General features: G+C 53.0%; 2 protein-coding genes. One reads left to right on the forward strand and one right to left on the reverse strand.

What is annotated here, in order from left to right; translation table 11 throughout:
• On the reverse strand, positions 1 to 590 hold a 590-nt coding region (locus tag ACIOWL_RS08720; protein WP_400383643.1), incomplete at its 3' end, for a hypothetical protein.
• Positions 591 to 602: 12 nt separating this feature from the next.
• On the opposite strand from ACIOWL_RS08720, the gene ACIOWL_RS08725 reads away from it, so the two are divergent.
• The coding region (locus ACIOWL_RS08725; RefSeq protein ID WP_400383645.1) for a hypothetical protein at positions 603 to 1,513 on the forward strand (911 nt) is incomplete at its 3' end.

The following is a 1,513-nucleotide window of genomic DNA, read 5'->3' on the forward strand; positions in this document are numbered from 1 at the left end:
ATAACACCGCTGTAAACACTTCGGATAATCAGGCTGACAACCAGGGCGATAACCAGGCTGATAACCAGGGTGACAACACCGCTGTAAACACTTCGGATAATCAGGCTGACAACCAGGGCGATAACCAGGCTGATAACCAGGGTGACAACACCGTAGAGAACACTTCGGATAATCAGGCTGACAACCAGGCTGACAACCAGGGTGAGAACACTGCGGTGAACACTGGTGATAACAACGCTGTAAACACTTCGGATAATCAGGCTGACAACCAGGGCGATAACCAGGCTGACAACCAGGGCGATAACCAGGCTGACAACCAGGGCGATAACCAGGCTGACAACCAGGGCGATAACCAGGCTGACAACCAGGGCGATAACCAGGCTGACAACCAGGGTGAGAACACTGCGGTGAACACTGGTGATAACACCGCTGTGAACACTTCGGATAATCAGGCTGACAACCAGGGCGATAACCAGGGTGAGAATACTGCGGTGAACACTGGTGATAACACCGCTGAGAACACCGCTGAGAACACTGCGGATAACAAGGGTGAGAACACTTCGGACAACACCGAAGGTAACACCGAGCATCCTGTAGTCACCGTGCTGCCAAACAGCGTCAAGGTTGGCGACGACGTTACCGTGATCGGTGACAAGTTCGCTAAGGATGGCGAAGTAGGCATCGTTGTAAAGAACATCAACGGTGAGGGCGAGCCAGTCGTAGATGAGACCTTGTCCGCAGATGACAAGGGCCACTTCAAGCATGACTTCAACACTGAGGGATTGCCTGAAGGAATCTACATTGTCGAGGTCACGGATGTGGATAGCCAGAAGACCTACACCGAGTACCTTGAGGTAAAGCCAGCCGACGAAGCACCGTTGAACCTCGCGGTTGACATTACTCCTAAGCGATTGGTTAAGGGTGAAGCGGGGCAGGTAACGGCTAAGGGCTTTACCCCTGGTGGAGATGTAAGCGTTCAGCAAAGTGCACTTGGCGCAGTCGAAGAATCCATGAATCGCACAATGATTGCTGCTCTTCCAGCGGGAGTCACTGCCGACGAATCGGGCAATGTTTCATTCCAGGTTGATACTTCAGATATTGAGCTCGGAAACTACATTCTGACTCTGACTGATTCGGCGACTGGAGCATACGCCTTCACGACGTTCACCGTTGTTGAAGCAGATAGCGCAGCAGACAACACTGCTGACAACACTGCGGATAACGCGGCTGAGAACACCGATGTGAACACTGCAGACAATGCGGCTGAGAACACGGATGCGAACACGGATGCGAACACTGCGGATAACGCTGGTGAGAACACCGATGCGAACACGGATGCGAACACTGCGGATAACGCTGGTGAGAACACCGATGCGAACACGGATGCGAACACTGCGGATAACGCTGGTGAGAACACCGATGCGAACACGGATGCGAACACTGCGGATAACGCTGGTGAGAACACCGATGCGAACACGGATGCGAACACTGCGGATAACGCTGGTGAGAACAC

It is taken from the genome of Glutamicibacter sp. NPDC087344, assembly GCF_044744225.1.
Classification (GTDB): Bacteria; Actinomycetota; Actinomycetes; order Actinomycetales; family Micrococcaceae; genus Glutamicibacter.